Origin of the sequence: Microbacterium forte (assembly GCF_031885415.1) — a bacterium.
GTDB classification, from domain to species: Bacteria; Actinomycetota; Actinomycetes; order Actinomycetales; family Microbacteriaceae; genus Microbacterium; species Microbacterium forte.
The window spans coordinates 2,830,261-2,849,376 of sequence record NZ_CP116871.1 but is presented as its reverse complement, the minus strand read 5'-3'; the positions used below and the strand labels follow the sequence as shown (position 1 = coordinate 2,849,376).

Annotated in this window: 19 protein-coding genes and 1 riboswitch; of the genes, 7 read left to right on the top strand and 12 right to left on the bottom strand. The window is 69.5% G+C overall.

Annotated features, from left to right (window positions below):
• Positions 1–3 precede the first annotated feature (3 nt).
• The gene (locus OB895_RS13785) at positions 4–1,509 is read right to left on the bottom strand and encodes an aminotransferase-like domain-containing protein (protein WP_194285968.1); all 1,506 of its coding nucleotides are present in this window, start codon (positions 1,507–1,509) and stop codon (positions 4–6) included.
• Positions 1,510–1,528: 19 nt separating this feature from the next.
• On the opposite strand from OB895_RS13785, the gene OB895_RS13780 reads away from it, so the two are divergent.
• Positions 1,529–1,864: a hypothetical protein gene (locus OB895_RS13780; protein WP_079113661.1), complete on the top strand. Its 336-nt coding sequence runs from the start codon at positions 1,529–1,531 to the stop codon at positions 1,862–1,864.
• Positions 1,865–1,951: 87 nt separating this feature from the next.
• Here the strand turns inward: OB895_RS13780 and OB895_RS13775 are convergent, their stop codons facing one another.
• Positions 1,952–3,577 carry a DUF4407 domain-containing protein gene (locus OB895_RS13775; RefSeq protein WP_079113662.1) on the bottom strand — a complete coding sequence of 542 codons (1,626 nt, stop codon included), beginning with the start codon at positions 3,575–3,577 and terminating at the stop codon, positions 1,952–1,954.
• 77 nt (positions 3,578–3,654) lie between these two features.
• Positions 3,655–4,224, bottom strand: coding sequence for a TetR/AcrR family transcriptional regulator (locus OB895_RS13770; RefSeq protein WP_079113663.1), 570 nt, complete (start codon positions 4,222–4,224; stop codon positions 3,655–3,657).
• Between the two features lie 65 nt (positions 4,225–4,289).
• On the opposite strand from OB895_RS13770, the gene OB895_RS13765 reads away from it, so the two are divergent.
• A complete protein-coding gene (locus tag OB895_RS13765) occupies positions 4,290–4,949 on the top strand; it encodes an NAD(P)H-dependent oxidoreductase (protein WP_079113664.1) in 660 nt (219 codons plus the stop codon).
• Here the strand turns inward: OB895_RS13765 and rlmN are convergent.
• Positions 4,898–6,187, bottom strand: coding sequence for a dual-specificity RNA methyltransferase RlmN (rlmN, locus tag OB895_RS13760; RefSeq protein ID WP_194285969.1), 1,290 nt, complete (start codon positions 6,185–6,187; stop codon positions 4,898–4,900). The genes OB895_RS13765 and rlmN overlap by 52 nt on opposite strands.
• Positions 6,188–6,257: 70 nt before the next feature.
• Here rlmN and OB895_RS13755 point away from each other — a divergent pair, with 70 nt between their 5' ends.
• From OB895_RS13755 to OB895_RS13745, 3 genes are read left to right on the top strand one after another with little or no spacing between them, the layout of a single operon-like run.
• A complete protein-coding gene (locus OB895_RS13755) occupies positions 6,258–6,812 on the top strand; it encodes a ribosomal protein L7/L12 (RefSeq protein ID WP_079113665.1) in 555 nt (184 codons plus the stop codon).
• 53 nt (positions 6,813–6,865) lie between these two features.
• A complete protein-coding gene (locus OB895_RS13750) occupies positions 6,866–7,504 on the top strand; it encodes a bifunctional 4-hydroxy-2-oxoglutarate aldolase/2-dehydro-3-deoxy-phosphogluconate aldolase (protein ID WP_079113666.1) in 639 nt (212 codons plus the stop codon).
• Between the two features lies 1 nt (position 7,505).
• Positions 7,506–8,255: a sulfite exporter TauE/SafE family protein gene (locus OB895_RS13745; protein ID WP_079113667.1), complete on the top strand. Its 750-nt coding sequence runs from the start codon at positions 7,506–7,508 to the stop codon at positions 8,253–8,255.
• Between the two features lie 24 nt (positions 8,256–8,279).
• Here OB895_RS13745 and OB895_RS13740 read toward each other — a convergent pair whose 3' ends face one another.
• The 3 genes from OB895_RS13740 to OB895_RS13730 all read right to left on the bottom strand — a co-directional run bounded on the left by OB895_RS13740 (position 8,280) and on the right by OB895_RS13730 (position 10,782).
• Entirely contained in the window at positions 8,280–9,113 is an 834-nt protein-coding gene (locus tag OB895_RS13740; protein WP_079113668.1) for an SDR family oxidoreductase, read from the bottom strand.
• An 86-nt stretch (positions 9,114–9,199) separates the two neighbouring features.
• Positions 9,200–9,961 carry an SDR family NAD(P)-dependent oxidoreductase gene (locus OB895_RS13735; protein WP_079113669.1) on the bottom strand — a complete coding sequence of 254 codons (762 nt, stop codon included), beginning with the start codon at positions 9,959–9,961 and terminating at the stop codon, positions 9,200–9,202.
• Positions 9,962–10,131: 170 nt separating this feature from the next.
• Complete coding sequence (locus OB895_RS13730) at positions 10,132–10,782, bottom strand: hypothetical protein (protein ID WP_228385586.1); 651 nt, start codon at positions 10,780–10,782, stop codon at positions 10,132–10,134.
• Positions 10,783–10,920: 138 nt separating this feature from the next.
• Here OB895_RS13730 and OB895_RS13725 point away from each other — a divergent pair, with 138 nt between their 5' ends.
• Positions 10,921–11,646, top strand: coding sequence for an aminoglycoside 3'-phosphotransferase (locus OB895_RS13725; protein ID WP_079113670.1), 726 nt, complete (start codon positions 10,921–10,923; stop codon positions 11,644–11,646).
• A 3-nt stretch (positions 11,647–11,649) separates the two neighbouring features.
• Here OB895_RS13725 and OB895_RS13720 read toward each other — a convergent pair whose 3' ends face one another.
• From OB895_RS13720 to OB895_RS13700, 5 genes are all read right to left on the bottom strand, one after another.
• Positions 11,650–12,972, bottom strand: coding sequence for a hemolysin family protein (locus OB895_RS13720; RefSeq protein ID WP_079113671.1), 1,323 nt, complete (start codon positions 12,970–12,972; stop codon positions 11,650–11,652).
• A 94-nt stretch (positions 12,973–13,066) separates the two neighbouring features.
• Entirely contained in the window at positions 13,067–14,155 is a 1,089-nt protein-coding gene (locus tag OB895_RS13715) for a TerC family protein (protein WP_042541332.1), read from the bottom strand.
• A gap of 215 nt (positions 14,156–14,370) precedes the next feature.
• Positions 14,371–15,168, bottom strand: coding sequence for an energy-coupling factor transporter transmembrane component T family protein (locus tag OB895_RS13710; RefSeq protein ID WP_079113672.1), 798 nt, complete (start codon positions 15,166–15,168; stop codon positions 14,371–14,373).
• Entirely contained in the window at positions 15,165–16,625 is a 1,461-nt protein-coding gene (locus OB895_RS13705; protein WP_228385587.1) for an ABC transporter ATP-binding protein, read from the bottom strand. The genes OB895_RS13710 and OB895_RS13705 overlap by 4 nt, the downstream gene beginning before the upstream one ends.
• Positions 16,622–17,278 carry an ECF transporter S component gene (locus OB895_RS13700; protein WP_042541329.1) on the bottom strand — a complete coding sequence of 219 codons (657 nt, stop codon included), beginning with the start codon at positions 17,276–17,278 and terminating at the stop codon, positions 16,622–16,624. Before OB895_RS13700 ends, OB895_RS13705 begins: the two co-directional genes overlap by 4 nt.
• Positions 17,272–17,381: riboswitch (TPP riboswitch) on the bottom strand. It overlaps the preceding gene by 7 nt.
• Before the next feature lie 82 nt (positions 17,382–17,463).
• Between OB895_RS13700 and OB895_RS13695 the strand changes: the two genes are divergently transcribed.
• Positions 17,464–19,101 carry a D-alanyl-D-alanine carboxypeptidase family protein gene (locus OB895_RS13695; protein WP_079113673.1) on the top strand — a complete coding sequence of 546 codons (1,638 nt, stop codon included), beginning with the start codon at positions 17,464–17,466 and terminating at the stop codon, positions 19,099–19,101.
• Positions 19,102–19,116 lie beyond the last annotated feature (15 nt).

Here is a 19,116-nt window from a genome sequence, read left to right as displayed (position 1 = left end):
GTGTCAGGCCGACGGTGCTGCTATGAGAGCATCCCGATACTCCCGCCACGCCACGCCCAGTCGGCGCACCCCCTCGGTGAGCACGTCGTCGGGCGCAGTGAACGGGATGCGGATGTGATCGTCAGGCAGAACGGATGCCGCGAACGCCGCGCTTCCGGCGATCGACACCCCGTGCACGGCCGCGATCCGGGAGAAGGCGCCGGCCGACCCCACCGGCAGGGCGGCCCAGAGGGAGAGCCCACCGCGAGGCTCGATCCAGCGCCAGTCGGGCAGGTGCTCGGCCAGCAGCGACCGCACGAGCGTCAGACGCTCACCGTGGATGCGGCTGGTCGCGGTCCGCAGGTCGACAGCCTTCCCGAGCAGGTCGAGTGCGAGGAGCTGACCGGGCACACTCGTCGACTGGTCGGCGAGCTGGCGCGCCGCGCGCAGTCTGCGCACGAGAACGGGGTCGGCCCGCAGCCAGCCGATCCTCAGTCCCGCCCACGCCCACTTCGACACCGACTCGACGACGATGATCGGCGCATCGGCGCGTTCCGCCGCCAGCGTCGGCGGCACGACGCCGTCGAACGAGATGCCCGCGACCACCCTGTCTTCGATGACGGGCACTCCGTACTGCGCGGCCAGTTCGGAGACGCGATGTCTTGCGGCCGCAGGGAGTCTGGTGCCCGTGGGGTTCTGGTGGTGGGGGTTGAGGGCGATCGCGACCGGGCGCAATCGGGCGATCGCGACCTCGAGCGCATCGACGTCGAGCCCGTCATGCCCCATCGGGATGCCGTGCACCACGCCTCCGCGAAGGCCGACCGAGTCGGTGACCCCCGGCCAGGTCACCTCCTCGGCGAGCACGACGTCGCCGGGGCTGACCAGCGCGTTGATCACGAGGCTGATCGCCTGTTGCGCGCCGTGGGTGACCAGGATCTGCTCGCGCGTCGTCGGCGTCCCCTCCGCGCAGTACATCTCGGCGATCAGCTCGCGCAGCGCAGGCAGCCCGGCGGGGTCGGTCTCGGGGAGCAGGGCGAGTTCGAGCCGCGGTCGGTGCTCGCGGATCAGCTGGACGGCGAGATCGGAGAGCTGCGGGACGGTGCGCAGCAGATCGATCGCGTTCGGCGACGCCGAGAAGAGCGCCTCTCCGCGCCCTGGCCGCTGCGCGGATGCGATCGCCGGCGTCGCGACTCCGGCGACCCTCGTGCCGCTGCCCTGACGCCGGTCGACGAGCCCGCGTTCGGCGAGGTCCGCGTAGGCCGCGACGACCGTGCCCCGAGAGACCGCGCTCGCTGCGGCGAACCCGCGCTCCGCCGGAAGCCGGTCGCCCGCCCGCAGCTCGCCGCCCGAGATGAGGGCGGCCACGCCGTCAGACAGCCGCGCCGCCAGAGTGCCCTCGCCCTGTGTCCAGCGACCGAGTCGAGCAGCCAGGACCTCCGCCGACACCTCGCCCGATCGCACGAGCGGCGCGACTCCACCGGCCGATCGCTGGGCCACTGGCCGGTCATTGGCTCTGTCGATGATGCTCATGGCATCCGATTCTGGACCAATGACCACACCGATCACCATGGAACCTCAGGATCTTGAGCCAATATCCCCCGAATGGACCATTCGCGAGCTCGTCGAATGGCTCTCAGAGGATTCTCGCCAGCATGACCCGGCGCTCCGCCGGCCGCTGATGCTCGTCGAGACGGCGCTGATCGGTGCCACCTGGAAGGGAGAGCCGTCGACGGTCGCGCTGATCCGCTCGCTCGCCGCGGCTGTGCACACGCAGGGCGCTCTCCGGGTCCGTGACGTCATCTCGACGCCGGCGATGACCGCACGCCCTGTCGAACAGGTCAGGCTCCGCGAACTCGCCACCCGGCTGCGGGTGCACGCGGCCTGAACCGGTCGGCGGCCACCGCCGCACTCGTGCCGGTCGAGCGCGTGCGGAACCGGCACAAACGGCGACCGGAACGCACGTCACACGAACTCAGGCGCGCGACTCGACCAGCTGCTCCTGCTCCTCGAGCGTCTGGGCCTGCGCACGCTTCTCCGCGAGCTCGCGCTCCTCGGCCTGCGCCCGCTCCTGCTCCGCCTGCTCGGCTTCCTTGCGCTCGGCCCGCGTCTGCGGCTCGGCGGGCGACGCATCCGCCTGGATCCCCTGCGACTGCACGGTCACGATCGCCGCCCTGTCGCGGAATCCCTCGGCCGTCACCTTGTCGAGTGCGACCTGCCTGCGGATCGCGGCGGCCTTCTCGTAGAGCGACGGGTCGCCGTACGACGTGAGCACCTTCACGAGCACCGGCAGCAGCTCGATCATGAAGAACAGCGCGGCGATCAGGATGTGCGCCCACAGGATCGTCGGCTCCTTCTCGCTCAGGCGGTTGAGGCCGCTGATCTGGCTCAGCAGACCGATCGCTCCCGCATTGCCGGATGCGACGGATTCGGCCCGCGCGTTGTACGCATCGAGCGCGGCGTCGTAGGTGTCGCGCGCAGCGGGCAGCTGCGACTGCGCCTCTTCGCGGTTCTGCGTCTCCGACATGCTGGTGTTCTCCTTGGCGGCGGTGCCGGCGGCGGCGAGTTCCTCGTTGGCGGTGCGCAGCTGCGCGGCGAGCGCGTCGTAGGTCTGCTGCGCCTCGGCCAGCTGGGCCTCGGCGGCATCCGAGCTCGCGCCCTCGCCGTTCACGCCGGTGCAGCCGGGAACCGTGCCCGCGCCCTCGCCTGTGAGCTCGCACTGGTACAGGATGCGGGCCTGATCGATCACGGCCTGCTGGGCGGTCATCTTGGCGGTGAGGTCGTCGACCGTCGCCTGAGCGGCGGATTCCGTCGCAGACGACGAGTCGGTGCCGGCGACGATGCCGGTGGCGGCCTGGTTCTCGAGCTCGGCGACGCGGTCGGATGCCGCATCCAGCGCCTTCTTCTCGGGGCCCGTCTCCAGTGCCTCCTGGTCGGACTGCGCCTGCGTGATGTTCGTGGCGGCGACCTCGCGGGCGATGTCGTTGTGGAAGATCTGCAGCACGAGCGGCTCGGCGACGACGAAGCCGATGATCGCGGCCATGATCACTCGCGGGATCGCGAGTCCGATGAGCTTCCAGACATTGCGCGTCGACGTCATGGTCGACGTCAGGAACCGGTCGAGGTTGAAGATGATGAGCGCCCAGACGACCGCCAGCGGCACGGCCAGCCAGATCGCGGCCTGCACTCCGGTGGTCAGCGCGAACAGCATCGAGATCGCCGAGACCAGCGCGGTGCCGGCGAGCACGAAGAACATCTGCACGAAACGAGGCGTCTCGCCCGGAACGCGGTCGAGGATCTCGCCTTCGGCCCCGCCGAGGATCGCGAGCTTCCGCAGTCGCGAACCCGGCACGCGCGGTGTGCGCTCACGTGGCTGACGGCGGGGCTTCGGCTCGCGCGCAGGCTCGGTGGATGCTGCGGCATCCCGCTCGCCCTCTGTCGCCGGCGCAGAGTCGACCGTGTCCGGCGCCTGCAGATCGGCGCCGGTGGGCTCGTACTCGCGAAGGAAGTCGAGGTCGTCCGTGTCAGCGTTCGGGTCGCTGTCGAGGATGATCCGGCCCTGCGAATCGAACCGTCCGGGGCGGTGAGCAGAATATTGCATCCGGACAATCTACGAAACATCGCCTGTGGATAACGTGCACGAACCCTGTGCTTCCGCCGCTCCGCCCGCAGAACCGGTCAGTTCCGCAGCATGCGGGCGAGCGAATCCGCGCTCGCGGCGAGCGCGTCGTCGAGCGAGAAGTGCCCTGCGGCGCACAGGGTTCCGAGACCGTGCACGAGCCCCCAGACGCCGGTGACGCCGCTCTTGCTGTCGAGCCCTGCGGCGACGGATGCGGTCGACAGCAGCTCTTCGAGCTCGGCGATCAGCGGGGCCATCGTCTCGCTCGGCTCGCCGGGGATGCAGACGGTCGGGTCGTAGATCACGTCGAAGCCGTGCGGATGCTCGACGGCGAAGCGGATGTACGCAGCACCGCCGTCGATCGCGGCGGATGCCGGGTCGGATGCCGCCTCGATCGCCACGCGCACCGCGGCGACGAGGTCGGCCATGCTCCGCTCGGCGAGCACCTTGAGCAGCCCCCGCCGGTCGGAGAAGTGGTGGTATGGGGCGTTGTGGCTCACATCGGCGGCGCGGGCGACCTCACGCAGGCTGATCTCCCCCGCCGGCTTCTCGGCGAGCAACTGCATCGCCGCCGCCTCGAGGGCGTGGGCGAGGTCGCCGTGGTGGTACCCCGATCGAGAACTTGACACAAGCAACATTGTTGCCTATCTTGACACTGTCCACCAAGCTTGACACTGTCAACATAGGAGTCCGCATGCCTTCCGCCCTGATCATCGACGGCCACCCCGATGCCCGCTCGCTCACCGCCGAGCTCGCCCGGCGTTACGCCGCAGCGCACGGAGATGCGCGCATCCTCGCGCTGCGCGATCTCGAGTTCGATCCGTCGCTGCGCTTCGGCTACCGCCAGCGCATGGAGCTCGAGCCCGACCTCATCGACGCCAAGCGCGCCCTCGGCGAGGCCGCGACGGTCGTCGTGTTCACGCCGCTCTGGTGGGGGTCGGTGCCGGCCCTGCTCAAGGGCTTCTTCGATCGGGCACTGCTCCCTCAGCAGGAGTACCGCTACTCGAAGCTCGGCCTTCCCGAGGGGCTGCTGCCCGCACGCAACGGACGGCTGTTCCTGCTCGCCGACACTCCGTGGTTCCTCACACCCTTCACGGGTCTGCCCGCGCAGACGCACGTCGCCCGTGGCACGCTGCGGTTCTGCGGCGTGCGCTCGGTGCGCACGACCAGGATGCTGGGCGTCAAAGATGCGAGCCCCGAGCGCATCGCATCGTGGCTGACCCGGGCGGAGTCACTGGGCCGCCGTGACGGGATCCGCGACAGCTCGCGCACCCCGTCGGGGCCCGCAGAGCGTCAGGTATCTCAGGCCATCGCGGCGGAAGCCGCTTCGTCCTCGGTCGTCGCGACGAGCTGACCGCAGGCACCGTCGATCTCCTTGCCGCGGGTGTCGCGGAGGGTCGTCGGGATGCCGGCGTCGTTGAGCCTGCGCACGAACTCGTTCTGGGCCTCACGGGTCGACGAGGTCCAGATCGACCCGGGAGTCGGGTTCAGCGGGATCGGGTTGACGTGCACCCATCCGCGGCCGCGCTCGTTGAGCTTGTCGGCGAGCAGGTCGGCGCGCCAGGCGTGGTCGTTCATGTCCTTGATCAGCGCGTACTCGATCGAGACGCGACGGCCGGTCTTCTCGTAGTAGTACCGAGCGGCATCGAGCGCCTCGTCGACCTTCCAGCGCGAGTTCACGGGGATCAGCTCGTCGCGCAGGTGATCGTCCGGCGCATGCAGCGACAGCGCGAAGGTCACCGGTATGCCCTCGTCAGCGAGCTTCTTGATCGCCGGCACGAGTCCGACCGTCGACACGGTGATGCCACGAGCGCTCATGCCGAGGCCGTCGGGCTGCGGGGCGACCATCGAGCGCACCGCATCCATCACGCGCTTGTAGTTGGCGAGCGGCTCGCCCATGCCCATGAAGACGATGTTCGAGACGCGCTCCATCGAGTGGTCGTCGGACTTCTTGCCACCGAGGCCGCCCTCGGCGATCAGACGGTTGGCGCGGACGATCTGCTCGATGATCTCGGCCGTCGACATGTTGCGCGTGAGGCCGGCCTGGCCGGTGGCGCAGAACGGGCAGTTCATGCCGCATCCGGCCTGCGACGAGACGCAGAGCGTGATGCGACCGGGGTAGCGCATCAGCACCGACTCGACGAGGGCGCCGTCGTGTAGACGCCACAGGAACTTGATCGTGTCTCCGCGGTCGGTCTCGAGGCGACGCACCTCGGTGAGCAGCGGCGGCAGCATGCCGGTGACGAGCTGCTCACGGGTGTCGGCGGGGAGGTCGGTCATCTCCGCGGCATCCGACGTGTAGTGGCGGAAGTAGTGGGTCGAGAGCTGCTTCGCTCGGAAGCCGGGGAGGCCGAGCTCCTTGACCTTCTCGATGCGCTCAGCCGGCGTGAGGTCGGCGAGGTGCACCGGCGGCTTGCCGCGCTTGGGGCTCGCGAACTGCAGCAGCGGGCGCCCCTCGGCATCCTTCTGCTGGGTCCATCCCTCGGTCGCCGGACGCACCTGGGCGACGCCGGTGGAACGGACGGCCCCCGAACGGGACGACGCGGGTGCCGTGGCGGGGCGCGTCTCGCGCGTGCGGGGAGTCTCGGTCATACCTCCAGGGTACGCGGTGCCGGGTGGGAAGGCCCTGGGGCCGGCGCGCCCGCATCCCTAGACTGAGCGAATGGACATCATCATCGCTGTCGGCGCGGTCATCGCAGCTGTCGTCGTCGGCGTGGTGATCATCGGCGCAGCGCTGCGGTCGATGCGCCCCCAGGCGCCCGAGCCCCACGTCTTCACCCCTTCGCCCACGATGGCCCGCTCGGTGGCCTCCACGTCGACGTCGACCGCCTCGGCGTCGCAGCTGACTCCCGCGGCGATCGCCGAGATCGACCGGCTCGTCGCGGCGGGGCACAAGATCAACGCCATCAAGCTCTACCGGCAGCACACGGGCGTGCGCCTCCAGGAGGCGAAGGATCGCATCGACCACTGGTCGGTCAGCACCACTGCCCCGCATCTCGCGGCCGTGTCGAACGCCTCGGCCGTGCACTCGTCGATCACGGCGACGCCGTCGTCGGTGCGCGGGGCGCTGCCCGCATCCGTCTCATCGGAGGTCGACCGGCTCGTGTCCGCCGACCAGAAGATCCAGGCGATCAAGCTCGTGAGGGAGCACACGAGCCTGGGACTCAAGGAGTCGAAGGACGTCGTCGAGGCGTGGCCACGACCGCGTCAGTTGTAATTACAGGTTGCGGTCGGGGAGAATGGATGCGATCCCCCACTGAAGGAGCACCGATGTCCGACCGTCTCTCCCGCGCCCGCGCCACCGGCGTCCTCGCCGTGCTCCGCGCGCCCTCCCCCGAGCTCGCGCTCGAGGCGTCCGAGGCGATCATCCGCGGCGGCGTGACCGGCATCGAGGTGACCTTCTCGACACCCGACGCTCCCGCCGTGATCCGCGAGCTGATCGCTCGCCACGGTGATGCCGCATACATCGGCGCCGGCACCGTCACCACCGCCGCGCAGGCTGCACTCGCCGCCGACGCCGGTGCGGAGTTCCTCGTGAGTCCCGGCACCCTCCCCTCGCTGACGCGCGCGATGCTCGACACCGGCCGCGTCGTGATGACCGGCGCGATGACTCCGACCGAGGTCATGGGCGCGCTCGAGCTCGGCGTGGATGTCGTCAAGATCTTCCCCGCCTCACTCGGCGGCCCCTCGTACCTCGGCGCATTGCGCGGGCCCTTCCCCGACGCCCCGCTGATGCCGACCGGCGGCGTCAGCCCCGACAACCTCGCCGAGTGGTTCCGCGTCGGTGCCGTCGCCGTCGGCGCGGGTGGCGACCTGGCGAACGGCGCCTCGCTCGCCGCCTCCGACTGGGCCGACATCGAGCAGCGCTCGGCTCGATTCGCTGCAGCGCTCGCCGCCGCTCGACGCTGATGTGATCGAACTCGCACCCCTGGCGTGGGCCGCGCTCGGCCTCGCCGCGGTCACGATCGGCATCTCGAAGACCGCGCTGCCCGGTGGCAGCATCCTGGCGATCGCCCTCTTCGCGACCGTGCTGCCCGCGCGCACGTCAACCGCCGCGATGCTCCTGCTGCTCATCGTCGGCGACGTGTTCGCGCTGATCACCTACCGTCGCCACGCGCACTGGCCGACTCTGCTGCGCCTGGCGCCTGCCGTGCTCGCGGGGCTGCTGGCGGGGTTCGCGTTCCTCGCGATCGCGGGCGACGGGATCGTCCGACGAGCGATCGGGGTGATCCTGCTCGCGATGATCGCCGTCACCCTGTGGCGCCGCTGGCGACAGAATCGGGCGGATGCGGTGGCACCCGCGCCGGGCGGCATCGTGCTCTCGGGCGTCTACGGAACGCTCGGCGGGTTCACCACGATGGTCGCGAACGCCGGCGGCCCGGTCATGTCGATGTACTTCCTCGCGACCCGCACACCGGTGCAGGTGTTCCTCGGCACCTCAGCCTGGTTCTTCGCGATCATCAACCTCGTCAAGATCCCGTTCCTCGCGGGACTCGGCCTGTTCGAGGGGCACGTGCTGCTGATGGATGCCGTGCTCGCGCCGCTCGTCGTGCTCGGCGCACTGGCCGGCATCCGGCTGGCGAAGCGCATGAACCAGGTGCTGTTCGACCGCATCGTGATCGTCCTGACGATCGCCGGCGCCGTCTACCTGCTGTTCTGAGCCGCCCGCCGGAGCAGGAGCGCCTCAGTCGAGGAAGATGTCGGGGAACAGCCGGTCGTCGGGGGTTCCCGGCACGGCGGCGTACTGCGAGAAGTCGGTGACGCCGTCGGCTTCGAGCACGTCCTCGACGATCAGCGTCTGGCCGGTGTACTCGGCCGCGGGCTTGAGCAGCACGGCGTAGGCGGCATCCGCATAGATGTCGGGCGTGCGGCTCGCGGCCATGACCTTGTCGCCGCCGAGCAGGTTCTGCACTGCGGCGGTGGCGATCGTGGTGCGCGGCCACAGGGTGTTCGCGGCGATGCCGTCACGGGCGAACTCCGACGCGAGGCCGAGGGTCACCATGGTCATGCCGAACTTGGCGAGCGTGTACCCGGTGTGCGCGCCGAGCCACTTCGGCGAGGGGTTCAGGGGCGGCGACAGCGACAGGATGTGGGGGTTCTCCGCATCCTTGAGGATCGGGATCGCCGCGCGGGACAGCATGAAGGTTCCCCGCACGTTCACGTCCTGCATGAGGTCGTACTTCTTCGCGCCGAGGTCGAGCGAGCGGGAGAGGTCGATGACGCTCGCGTTGTTGATGACGATGTCGATGCCGCCGAACTCGCCCTGCGTCTTCATCACGGCCTCGGTGATGTCGTCGTCGTCACGCACATCGCCGACGATCGGCAGCGCCTGGCCGCCGGCTGCCCGGATCTGCTCGGCCGCCGAGTGCACTGTGCCCTCGAGCTTCGGATGCGGAGTGTCGGTCTTCGCGAGCATCGCGATGTTCGCGCCGTCGGCCGCTGCACGCAGCGCGATCGCGAGGCCGATGCCGCGGCTCCCGCCGGACATGAGGATGGTCTTGCCTGCCAGTGTGCTCATCGGCCGCCTTCTCGTTTCGAATCGCGTGAATTGCTGTATCCGGGGCTCGAATCGGGTGAGTTGCCCGATTCGAACGCCGCAGGGGTCTACTTCGGTGCCATGCGGATCGCGCCGTCGAGGCGGATCGTCTCTCCGTTGAGATAGCCGTTCTCGACGATCTGCTGCACGAGGGCGGCGTACTCGTCGGGGCGTCCGAGGCGCGAGGGGAACGGCACCTGCTGGCCGAGCGAGTCCTGCGCGGCCTGCGGGAGACCCATCAGCATGGGCGTCTCCATGATGCCGGGGGCGATGGTGCAGACGCGGATGCCGTAGCGGGCGAGCTCGCGAGCGACCGGAAGGGTCATCGCGTGCACGCCGCCCTTGGATGCCGAGTACGCGGGCTGACCGATCTGACCGTCGAAGGCCGCCACGCTCGCGGTGTTCACGATCACGCCGCGGTCACCCTCATCTGTCGGCTCGTTCTTCGCGATCACGGCGGATGCCTGCGAGAGGACGTTGAAGGTGCCGACCAGGTTGATGCGCACGATGCGCTCGAAGTCGGCGAGCACCGCGGGGTTGCCGTCGCGGTCGAGCACCTTGGCCGGCGGGGCGATGCCGGCGCAGTTGACCACGATGCGCAGCGGCGCTGCCGCCTGAGCTGCGGCGACGGCCGCGGCGGCGTCATCGGCGCTCGTCACGTCGCCGCCCGCGAAGACTCCGCCGAGCTCGTCGGCGATCTCGGCTCCGGCCGAGGACGGCAGGTCGAGGATCGTGACGACGGCGCCCGCGGCGGCGAGGGTTCGTGCGGTGGCGAGGCCCAGACCGGACGCACCGCCGGTGATGAGAGCACTCGAGCCCTGGATCTGCATGCGGTTCTCCTTCGAAACGTGTGCGACTCAGTGTCAGTTTAGCTGATTCCGAGTTTCAGGCGACACGTCGGGAGTGTGGCATCCCCGACAGTGTCGATCCCGAGCCTACGCCGCGCACGCCGAAGGGGCGGAGCCGTCATGGCCCCGCCCCTTCCAGGCGACTCGCGAGATCAGACCTCGATCTGCGCGGCGATGCCCTTCAGCTTGTGCCGTGCGAGCGCGAGGTTCGCCGACGCGCTGTTGAGCACCAGGTAGATGAAGAGACCGCTTGCGCCGGTGGCGTTGAGCACGTTGATCAGGTGGTACTGCGAGCTCAGGGTGATGAGGATGTCGTCGATCTCGTCGGTGACCCCGAGATCTCTCATGGTCGCGAGCTTGGCGCGCACGACGTTCGAGTTGCCGGCCGCGGCGATCCCCAGATCGAACGAGGGGTTGCCGCCCTGCGCGAGGGCCATTCCGCTGCCGTAGTCGACGATCGCGGCGCCCGTGGCGCCCTCGATGGCCAGCAGCTGCTGCAGGGCGTCGTCAAGTGAACTCATGTTGTACTGCTCCTCTATGGTGATGCGTGCGCCGGTGTCGTCGGGCGCGGATGCGGATGCGGATGCCGGCACGGATGACTCGGCGTCCTCACTCCAGATCCACTGCACGAACTGGTCGAGATCCCGTTCACCGGACTCCTGCGACGAGATCGCCGGAGCCTTCGGCAGTCCGAACGCGGTAGCCTGAGCGGCGCCCGGACCGGGCACCTCGGATGCGGACGAAGCGGCGTCGGCATCGCTGCCGTGCCGCCGCCACCACTGCGACCGAGACGAAACGCGCACGAAGACCTCTGGGTGTCGAGTGGGATGGATGTTGCGGCCGCCGACGGCGACCGGGACTGACACTAACCGCGCATGGCCTCCGAGAACCGGGAAAATACGTGCATTCCGATATACGTTCAGACACGAGGTGAGCGACCCATGAGCATCCCATCCGCCACGACGGACATCCCGCCGATCGTGCGATCCCTGGCCGCGGGCGCCACGCTGACGCCGGTGTGGCTGAACGGCATCGGCGGGGTCACATTCCGCACCGACGACGGGCGCTACATCAAGTGGGGGCCGCACGACGCCGAGGCGAACATGCGCGATGAGGCTGAGCGGATGCGGTGGGCACGGCGCTGGATCACGGTTCCCGAGGTGATCGATCAGGGCGAGGACGCCACTCACGAGTGGCTCGTCACCGTCGCGCTGCCCGGCCGCAGTGCGGTGGACCACCGCTGGATCGACGACCCGGAGACCTCGGTGCGCGCCGTCGGCGCAGCCCTGCAGAAGATGCACGACTCGCTGCCCGTCGAGCAGTGCCCCTGGACGTGGGACCCGGCCTGGAGGATCGCGAACGCCGAAGAGCGGGGCGTCACCGTGCCCGCCGATCTGCGCGAGCCGCCGCCCGCCGACAGGCTGGTCGTGTGTCATGGCGACGCGTGCATGCCGAACACGCTGCTCGACGATGCCGGTCGACCGCTCGCACATGTCGATCTCGCCGCGCTCGGCACTGCCGACCGCTGGGCCGACATCGCCGTCGCCTCGATGAGCACCGAGTGGAACTTCGGTCCCGGCTGGGCCGACGTGCTCATCGAGGCCTACGGCATCGCCCCCGATCGGGAGCGGCTCGAGTACTACCGGCGACTCTGGAACGAGACCTGAGCCTCAGCCCTTCGACGCAGAGGCGCCCGGATCGGCATCCGCGGCGGCATCGACGTCGACGTCCTCGTGCAGAACCACCCGGATCTCGGCGATCCGTCGCCGATCGACCGCAGTGACCCGGATCGTCGCCCCAGGCACCTCGACCGAGTCGCCGACCACCGCGAGGCGCCCGAGTATCTCGGTCACGAAACCGGCGACCGTGTCCGACGCGCCTCGGGGCAGGGCGATGCCGGTGATCTCGGCGAAGTCCTGCAGATTCAGACGCCCGTCGAGAGCACCGCCGGCATCCTGCATCCGATCTTCCGTGTCGTACTCGTCGAAGATCTCGCCGACGACCTCCTCGACGAGGTCCTCGAGGGTCACGATGCCGTCGGTGCCGCCGTACTCGTCGACGACGACCGCGATCTGGTGCCCGGCCGCCCGCATGCGGGTCAGGGTCGGCAGCACGCCCGCGGTCGACGGCACGTACTCGACCGGGCGCATGAGGCCGAGCACCTCGCGCGTCGCGTCGTCGGCTGCGGCCTCGAAGAGATCGCGCACGTGCACGAAGCCCACGATGTCGTCGAGCGAAGCGTCGATCACGGGGTACCGCGAGAACGGCAGCTCCCTGACCTGCGAGATCGCCTCGGCCAGCGTCGCCGCACCGTCGAGTGCGACGACCTCCGGACGAGGCCGCATGACCTCGCTCACCTGGCGGCCACGCAGCGACAGCACGTCGTCGAGAATGCGTCGCTCATCGTCGGGGAGGCTCTGATGCGTCGCGACGATGTCGCGCAGCTCTTCCTCGCTGAGCTCGTCGGCGGCCTTGTGCGGATCGCCGCCGAGCAGGCGCACCACGGCGTTCGTCGACACCGAGAGCAGCCAGATGACGGGCCGCATGACGGTGGCGAAGCCGTCGAGCACCGGCGCGACGGCGTACGCGAACTGCGCGTTGCGCTGGATCGCGAGGCGCTTGGGCACCAGCTCGCCCAGCACGAGCGAGAGGTACGCGATCACCAGCGTCAGCAGCACGGTCGCCAGCGTCAAGGCCAGCGGCGCCGCGACGCCGAGGTTCTCGAGCAGCGGCGCGACCGACGGGGCGATCGAGGTCGCACCATATGCCGCCGACGCGAAGCCGGCGACCGTCACGCCGATCTGCACCGCCGAGAGGAAGGTGTTCGGGTTGCGAGCCAGGCTCGCGACCTTCTCACCTCGTCTGCCGCGGGCGGCGATCGCGTTGATCTGGCTCTCACGCAGCGTGACGAGCGCCATCTCGGTCGCGGCGAACACGCCGCCGACGAGGACGAAGACGAACACCAGGGCGATGTTCACCGCGAGGTCGCCCATCAGCGGGTCACCTCACGAGGTGCGGGGGTGCCCGAGGTCATTCGGGCGCCGGATCTGTCGGGGTCTGCGGACGCGTCGGAGCGGCGCGACTGGTTCACGAGTGTTCCTTCTGGGTGTGGGTGGTGCCGGTGTCGGAGGAGGAAGCGGAGGACACCGTGGAGTCGGCATCCGAGGATCCGGGGAGCGCAGCTGCGGCTTCGGTCTCGAGCGCGGTGCGCTTGTCATCGCGTCGCGTCTTCATGAGGCTCGCGATGGTGGCGACGGCGATGGTCGCGCCGATGAAGACCAGCGAGAACCAGATCGGGATCTCGGGCACCCACAGCAGCGGCTCGCCGCCGTTGATGAACGGCAGCTCGTTGACGTGCAGGGCGTGCATCACGAGCTTCACGCCGATGAAGGCGAGGATGACCGCGAGACCCTGGGCGAGGTACACCAGGCGCTGCAGCAGACCGCCGATGAGGAAGTACAGCTGACGCAGACCCATGAGGGCGAATGCGTTGGCCGTGAAGACGATGTACGCCTCTTCGGTCAGACCGTAGATCGCGGGGATCGAGTCGACCGCGAAGATCAGGTCGACGAAGCCGATCGCGATGATCACGAGGAACATCGGAGTGAAGAAGCGCTTGCCGTCGCGCTGCACGGTCAGGCGATCGCCGTTGTACTCGTCGCTCACCGGCAGGACACGGCGTACGAACCGCATGAAGCGGCCGTTGGCGGGGTCGGACTCGCCGTGCGCGAAGGCCTGTCGGTAGGCGAGGAACAGCAGCAGGGCGCCGAAGAGGTAGAAGATCCACGAGAAGTTCTCGATCAGCGTGGCGCCGAGGGCGATGAACCCACCGCGCATGATCAGCGCGATCACGATGCCGATCATCAGCACCTTCTGCTGATAGATGCGCGGCACGGCGAAGCCGGTCATCACGATCAGGAAGACGAAGAGGTTGTCGATCGACAGCGCCTTCTCGGTGAGGTACCCGGCGAAGTACTCGCCGCCGTAGGTCCAGCCGGACACGGTGCCGATGCCGACACCGAACAGCAGCGCGAGGCCGATGTAGAAGGCAGACCAGCGGGCGGACTCGCCGATGGTCGGCTCATGGGGCTTTCGCACGTGGGCGAAGAACTCGTACACGAAGAAGGCGATCGTGACGGCGATCGTGATGATCCACACGAGAGGCGTGATGTTCAAGAGGTCTCCAGAAGACGTAGGCGTGACGATGTCGACGCCAAGGTCTTCTCCATCCTCGAGAACGAGAACCGGGGACCCGGGATGCAGGGACATCCGTAATGACGAGCCGCCCGTGGTGGAGTACTCCCCTTGGGTTCACTCGATGCTAGCGAATACATCGGCATTCCAGCTATGAGAAAGCTGAGTGGATGCTGCGGGTCTGTCGTTCGTGCGCCTCAGGCGGTCGGACCGAGGATGAAGTTCCACGCACCGGTGAGCACAGCCACGACGATCGCCACCACCGGGATCACCGCCGCGATGACGACCAGCACCGTGTCCCGCCGATCCCACCTCGACTCCCTCGCCCACGAGCGGGGCGCTGTGCCGCCGAAGCCGCGGGCCTCCATCGCGGTGGCCAGGGAGGATCCGCGTCGGATGGCCAGCACGAACAGCGCGAAGGCCATGCCGAGAGCTCGGCGAACCCGCCCTTCGTCGGCGACGCCGCGAGCCCTCCGCGCGAGTGCCAATGCGCGCCAGTCATCGGCGAGCAGGCCCAGCATCCGCATGCCCGCGAGCGCGCCGACGACGAACCGCGCCGGCAGCTTCACCCGTTGAGCCAGATCGTCGGCGAGATCGGTGGGATCGACCGTGACGAAGAGCACCACGGCCGGCAGCCCGATCGCGAGAACGCGCACGGCGGTCGCTGCGGCGAGGGCGAGCGACCCGTCGCTGACGCGCATGACCAGCCACTCGAAGTGCACCGTTCCGCTGGTCGCGCCGTAGAGCGCGATGGTGACCGCGCTCAGCGGCGCTGCGATCCACAGCACGGCGGTGCGGGTCCAGAACTCCTTGGCCCGCAGGCCGGCGAGAAGGAGCAGCGGGATCTCGAGCAGCAGGGCGACGGATGCCGAGACGACGTCGATCGTCAGCACGAGCGGCAGCGCGATCAGCAGCGCCGCGGCGAGCTTCGCGAGGGCTGAGCGAGGGGCGATCGGCCCCGGTCTTTCGATGCGGGCGGTCAGCGGATCGATCATCGGCCGACCTCCAGGCGCCGCGCATGCAGGGCATCCAGCACGGCCTCGTCATGGCTGATCGCCACGATCGCCGTGCCCTCGTCACGCAGGCGTGCGATCAGGCCGACGAGTTCGGCCCAGGTCGTGGCGTCCTGCCCGAAGGTGGGTTCGTCGAGCACCAGCATCCGCGGCCGGGTGGCGAGGGCCGCGGCGACCGTGAGCCGCCGCTTCTCCCCGCCGGACAGCGTGTACGGGTTGGCTCCGGAGAGCGAGGTGAGCCGCAGTCGTTCGAGGAGGTCGTCGACACGAGCGGTGATCTGGGGCTCGGAGAGCTTCAGAGCCCGAGGGCCGACAGACAGCTCGTCGCGCACGGTCTTCGCGAGCAGCTGGTGCTCGGGAGTCTGCATGACCGATGCGATGCGGGTGAGCAGCGCGCGCGACGACCAGCGGATGGGGTCGGGCTTCTCTCCGGCGGCGAGCGCGGGCAGAGCCGCGACCCGGCCGTCCTCGGCGGGGATGAGCCCTGCGAGCGTGAGTCCGAGCGTCGACTTTCCTGCGCCGTTCGCGCCGGTGACGCCGAGCACCTCGCGCGCGCGAACCTCGACATCGAACGGCCCGGCGACCGCGAGCCCCCGTCGCCGAGCGACCGTGAGGCCGCGCGCTTCGAGGAGGGTCTCCCCCGGCTGGTGCGCCGGCGCAGGCGGAACGGCGGGCGGGTGGCCGGGAACCCACACACCGGATGCCGCGAGCTCGGCCCCTCGCGCGCCGAGCACCTGCTCAGGGCTCCCGTCGGCGAGGACGACGGTGCCCTCCGGCTCGGCGCCGAGCACGATCACCCGCGTGACGAGCGGCAGCCAGACGTCGATGCGATGCTCGATCACCACGAGGGTGGCGCCCGTGGCGTCGAGGGCGGCGGCGACGGCATCCCGCACGTCCTGCACTCCCTCGGGGTCGAGGTTCGCGGTCGGCTCGTCGAGCAGGATCGCGCCCGGTCGCATCGCCAGCACACCGGCGAGCGCGAGACGTTGCTTCTGACCGCCCGACAGCGCGGCCGTCGATCGATCGAGTGCGACATCGAGCTCGACGGCGTCCAGCGCCGCGCGCACCCGCTGCCAGATCTCCTCGCGGGGGACGCCGAGGTTCTCGCAGCCGAATGCCACGTCGTCGCCGACCCTCGCGAGGATCGTCTGCGTGTCGGGGTCCTGCAGCACCATGCCGACTCGACCACGCGCCTGGATGGGCGGCACGCCGTCGACGAGCAGCCCTCCGTGCGTCTCGCCCTCGTCCGCCCCTCCGAGCACCCCGCCGAACCCCTGCAGCAGGGTCGACTTGCCCGAGCCGGAGGCCCCCAGCAGCAGCACCCGCTCGCCCGGTTCGATGCGCAGGTCGACGTCGCGCACCGCCCACCGCAGTCGCGTCGCGTACCGCCACCCCCAGCCGTGGGCTTCGAGGGTGGCGGGCGTCGTGCGCGAGCTCACACCCGTGCGGTGACCTCGCGGCCGGCGGCGAACCGGCTGAGGGCTCCCGTCGCCGCGAGTCCTCGGGCGATCAGCCACGCGCCGAGTCCGGCGATCACCGCACCCGAGATGGTGGTCGAGACGATGTAGATGGTCGTGAAGAGCGTGTCTGCTCCGGCGTACCAGAGGATGCGGTCGTTGATGCCGCACGCGAGTCCCGCTCCGGCACCCGCCAGCATCGCGACGGGCAGACGCCAGACGCCGTAGAGGAACACGAGGAAGATCAGTTCGGCACCGAGACCCTGCACGAGGCCCGAGACGATGGTCAGCGGACCCCAGGCGTTGCCGACGAGGGCCGAGATGATCGCGGCGACCAGCTCGGTGTAGAGCGCGGCGCCCGGCTTGCGGATGATCAGCGCGCCCAGCACACCGGCGATGAGCCAGGGGCCGGCGAGCAGGCCCTGCACGCCGGGGAGCAGCGGCTTCAGGATGCTGCTGGGCACCTCGTAGCCGACGTTCCAGAGCAGGAAGATCAGCGCGCACGCGACGGCGATGACGCTGGCGACGACGATGTCGACGACCCGCCAGCGCCAGAGCTCAGGGCGACCGAGGCCCTTCGAGGCGCGCGAGACGGCTGCGGATTCCGTGGTGGATCCGGACGTGGATGTACTCATCAGTGACTCCTCCCTGCGCTGGCATTACCCAGATCAGGTTCGACGGTCGAAGCGCGATTCGCTCCCTCTCAGCCCGGCTCGCCGGACTCCCGTGGTTGTTCTGACGATCTTACCCAGTGACGACACTCACGTCTGCTCCTGTTGCAGCGACACTGATCCCTGCGCGAGTTCGGTACCGTGAGGGGGTGACCGCTCCTGACTCCGCCGAGGCCACCGCCTCCGCCGTTCCTGCGGGCGATGCGTCGACGCCCGATGCGACAGCGCCTCATGCGTCAGCGCCTGCCGGTGCCGCGGCTGACTCGTCGGAGCCCGCCGGTTCGACTGCGGCGCTTCCTGATGCCGACGTCTCGTCGGCCGGCACGACGGATGCGGCACCCAGATCAGATGCTGACGACGCCCCCGGACTCATCGCTCTCGAGGCGGCTCTCGAGACTCCCGAGACGACTCCCCACGCCCAGTGGGCAGAGGGCGCCAGCGGTGGGACGCCCCTGACGTGGGTCGACGCGGTCGAAGTGGCGCGGCACCCGGCAACGGAGGCGCTCGATGACACGCCTCCCGCCGCGAGCGGCGGCGCACTTCTGACCGGAGCGCATCTGCGCCCGGCGATCACCCGCCCCGGCGTGCTGGTCCCGCTCGGCGTTCTCGTCGGATTGCTCGGCACCTATGTCGGGTCGGCCATGCTGTGGCCGTTGCACGAGGTGGCGCCGACCGTGCAGGCAGTGGAGCTCTCCACGGTCGCCGCGCCCGCAGCCGCCATCACCTGGCCCACCCAGGGAAGCGCCGCCGTGGGAATCGGCGGCATCGGCACGACGTCGTCATCGCTCGATGCGGCGGCGATCGCGAGCGTCACCAAAGTGGTCTCGAGTCTGATGGTGCTCGATCGGATGCCTCTCGCCGTGGGCGAGCAGGGCCCGGAGTTCTCGTTCACGCGGGCGGACAACCTGGCGTACTGGGACTACCGCCGCTCCGATCAGTCGGCGCTCGACGTGCCCGTGGGCGGCACTCTCACCGAGTTCCAGCTCCTGCAGGGAACGCTGCTCGGTTCGGCGAACAACTACATCGACCGTCTCTCTCAGGAGATCTGGGGCTCCCCCTCGGCGTTCACCGCTGCGGCGGAGGTGTGGCTGCGCGACCGTGGCCTCGACAGCATCACGATCGTGACCCCATCGGGGTTCGACGCCCGCAACACGGCCACGCCTGAGTCGCTCGTCGCGCTGGCCGAACTGGCGATGCAGAACCCCGTGTTCGCCGGCATCGTCGGCACTCCGTCTGTCGATCTTCCGGGCGCCGGCACAGTGGTGAACACGAACGGGATGCTGGCGGATCCTGGCGTGGTCGGAGTCAAGACCGGCACGCTCGGCGACAGTTGGAACCTGTTGACCGCGAAGGTCATCACAATCGACGACACGACCGTGCACCTCTATGCGTCCGTTCTCGGGCAGGCCGACGATGAGCAGCGCCTCGCCCAGACCCGTTCGCTGTTCTCGCAGGTCGAGACGGCATTGGAGCAGCAGGCCCCCGCTGTCGCGGCCGGCACGGTCGTCGGCACGGTCACGACGCCGTGGGGCGCGACCGCCGATGTGGTGACGGATGCCGATGCCGGCATCGTGCTGTGGAACGGCGCGATGGCCGAGGCTTCGACGGACTTCTCCCTGGGCGACAACCGCGAGTCGGGCGACGAGGTCGGCACGTTGACGAGCTCAGGACCGTTGAACACGGTGACGACGTCGCTGTCGCTCGCCGATGACGTCGATGCCCCGAGCCCGTGGTGGCGCCTGACCCATCCACTCGAGCTCCTCGGCATCACCGAAGCTCAGCGCTGACGACAGCAGAATGCC